Origin of the sequence: Microbacterium sp. (assembly GCF_041909575.1) — a bacterium.
Classification (GTDB): domain Bacteria; phylum Actinomycetota; class Actinomycetes; order Actinomycetales; family Microbacteriaceae; genus Microbacterium.
The window spans coordinates 1-2,778 of record NZ_JAYRDE010000105.1; the positions used below are offsets into that span (position 1 = coordinate 1).

Annotated in this window: 2 protein-coding genes and 1 pseudogene; 2 read left to right on the forward strand and 1 reads right to left on the reverse strand. The window is 71.6% G+C overall.

The features are described 5' to 3' along the window. Positions 1 to 248 (forward strand): annotated as a pseudogene (locus tag ACE3O1_RS12680) (hypothetical protein); the annotation flags it as partial. A gap of 26 nt (positions 249 to 274) precedes the next feature. Beyond that, complete coding sequence (locus ACE3O1_RS12685; RefSeq protein WP_374315588.1) at positions 275 to 2,350, forward strand: bifunctional lysylphosphatidylglycerol flippase/synthetase MprF; 2,076 nt, start codon at positions 275 to 277, stop codon at positions 2,348 to 2,350. A 123-nt stretch (positions 2,351 to 2,473) separates the two neighbouring features. Here ACE3O1_RS12685 and ACE3O1_RS12690 read toward each other — a convergent pair whose 3' ends face one another. Beyond that, the gene (locus ACE3O1_RS12690; RefSeq protein ID WP_127473648.1) at positions 2,474 to 2,680 is read right to left on the reverse strand and encodes a cold-shock protein; all 207 of its coding nucleotides are present in this window, start codon (positions 2,678 to 2,680) and stop codon (positions 2,474 to 2,476) included. Positions 2,681 to 2,778 lie beyond the last annotated feature (98 nt).

Genomic DNA, 2,778 nt, shown 5'->3' on the forward strand with positions numbered 1-2,778 from the left:
GTGCGCGCACGGCGCTGCCCGGGACTCTGGCCGCCGCGCGCGGCGCGATCGCCCAGGCCGAGGCATCCATCGTCCACTCCCGTGCCGGCGCCGATGCGCGGGCTCGGCTGATCTCGTCGCAGCGGGAGCTCGCCGCCGCCCGTCAGGCGCAGGATCCGGTCGCCGCGCTCGACGCCGCCCGGCGAGCGCTCCGCGACGCGGAGGACGCGAAGGCCCTCGCCGACTACGCCGACCGCGCTCGGCGGTGACGGGGCCGCGTCGGTAGGGTGAGCGCATGACCGACGCCGTGAAGCGCTCGCGCCATCCGCTCGTTGCCGTCGTGTCGCGCATTCCCGCGACCCTCGCCCTCGTCGCGGTGCTGCTCGCGACCGGCCTGATCTGGGGCGGCCTGTGGACCCCCTTCGCCGCTGACCCGCTGTACGAGTCCGTCGCATACGGACTTCCGGCGCTGGTCGAAGGCCGATGGTGGACGCCCGTCACCGGCACCTTCTTCGTCGATCATCCGATCGTCTATCCGTTCGTCCTCGCGAGCTTCGCCGGCCTCGCATACGTCGAGCACCGCCGCGGCTCGGTCGTCGCACTCGCGTACTTCGGCATCGGGCAGCTCTTCGCGATCTTCGCCAGCGCCCTGTTCCTGTGGCTCGCCTCGATGCTCCCGTGGCCGTGGGCGCAGACCGAGGCGACGATGCTGGACGTCGGCCCGTCGGGCGGCACCATGGCGGGCATCGCCGCCGCCGTCGGCCTGCTCGCCTCGCCGTGGCGCGTGCGCGGCTGGCTCGTCGTGCTCGGGTTCTCGTTCGTGATGCTCTTCTTCTGGGGATCGCTCGCCGACCTCGAGCACGCGTTCGCCGTGCTGCTCGTGCTGTTCGCCGACCGCTCGCTGCGCGTGCAGCGCACGACCGTGCGCGAGCAGCGCCTCATCGCATTCGTCGCGGCCCTGGTGATCCTCGCCGTCGAGCTGCTCACGCTCCTCGTGCCCACCGACGGCCCCTTCGGGCACACGGACGCCGCCGACGGCTCGTTCCTGGACGTCGCGATCGACGTCATCGTCATCGCCGCTCTCGCGACCGGGCTGCGGCGCGGTCGGCGCTGGGCCTGGATCTGGACGATCGTCCTCGCCTCGGTGAACGTTCTCACCGGCGTGATCCTGGTGGTCGGCGTCGTCGTGCTCGGCCCGAGCGCGGTCGACGAGCAGGTCGGCGACTACAACGTCGCCCTCGCGCAGTCGGCCATGTGGCTGCTGCTGCTGGTGTACCTCGTCTGGGTGCGCCGTGCCTTCCGGGCGCGGCGCAAGTCGGCGGTCGGCGTCGCCCCCGCCCCGTCCGTCGATGACGTGAAAGAAGCGCTGCGCGCCCACGGCGGCGGGTCGCTCTCGTGGATGACGACGTGGGACGGCAACGACTACGCGCGCACCGAGGCGGGCGGAATCGTCGCCTACCAGCGCCGGGCGGGCGTGGCGATCGCCCTCGCGGACCCGCTCGGGCCCGAGGCATCCCGCGCCGCCTCCGTGGCGGAGTTCATCGCGTCGAGCGAGCACGCCGGGCTGGTGCCGTGCTTCTTCAGCTCGGGTGAGGCGACCCGCGCCGCCGTGCCCGCCGGATGGCGCAGCCTGGTGGTGGCCGACGACACGATCGTCGACCTCCCCGGCCTGGAGTTCACCGGCAAGCGCTGGAACGCCGTGCGCACCTCGCTGAACCGGGCCGGGCGCGAGCAGATGACGTTCCGCATGACGCGCCTGGCCGACGAGCCGTGGGGCATCAAGCAGCAGCTCCGCGCGATCTCGGAGATGTGGGTCGGCGACAAGGGACTTCCCGAGATGGGCTTCACGCTCGGCACGCTCGACCAGGCCGAGGATCCCGAGGTGCGCCTCGCCCTCGCGGTGTCGCCGGCCGGGGACGTGGACGGGTTCCTGTCGTGGCTGCCGGTGTACGCCGGCGACGGCACGGTGCGCGGCTGGACGCTGGACCTCATGCGCCGCCGCGACGGTGGCTTCGGTCCGGTGATGGAGTTCCTCATCGGTTCGTCCGCCCGGCACTTCGCCGACGAGGGCGCCGAGATCATGTCGCTCTCCGGGGCGCCGCTCGCGCACGAATATCCACCGGATGCCGGCGCCATCGCCGCGCTCTCGGACTGGCTCGCCGGGATGCTGGAGCCGGTCTACGGCTTCCAGTCGCTGCACCGGTTCAAGGAGAAGTTCCACCCGCGCTACGAGACGATGTACCTGCTCTACCGCGACGAGAGCGACCTCACGCGCATCGGCGCGGGGCTCACGCGGGCGTTCCTCCCCGATGCGACGCTGCGGCAGTTCGCGGGCGCCGGCCTCGAGCTCGGGGGGGCCTCCGGCGATTGAAACTAACCGCGCCCGGCCATGGCCGGGCGCACTGAGTCGCGGCATCCACCCCCGACTCTGTCGGCGGAGGCGAAGATGCCGCGACGCAGCTTCGCGATTGTGGGGCCTGGTGGCCCCGGAGGCTCAGATGGGGCGGATGTTCTCCGCCTGCAGGCCCTTGGGGCCCTGGGCGATCTCGAACTCGACCCGCTGGTTCTCCTCGAGGGAGCGGTAGCCGCTCGCCGAGATGGCGGTGTAGTGCGCGAAGACGTCTGCGCCGCCTTCGTCAGGAGCGATGAAGCCGAAGCCCTTCTCCGAGTTGAACCACTTGACGGTGCCCTGCGTGCTCATTACTTGCCGTTCTACTGGGGTGCCTCGCGCTCATGCCACGAGTCCCGTCCAACGTAACGGTCACAGCGCCGTACGGCGAGGGTGGTTGCAGAAATGTT

Coding starts and splice junctions, on each gene's coding strand:
- ACE3O1_RS12685 (WP_374315588.1), top strand. CDS start 275: ATGACCGACGCCGTGAAGCGCTCGCGCCATCCGCTCGTTGCCGTCGTG.
- ACE3O1_RS12690 (WP_127473648.1), bottom strand. CDS start 2,680: ATGAGCACGCAGGGCACCGTCAAGTGGTTCAACTCGGAGAAGGGCTTC.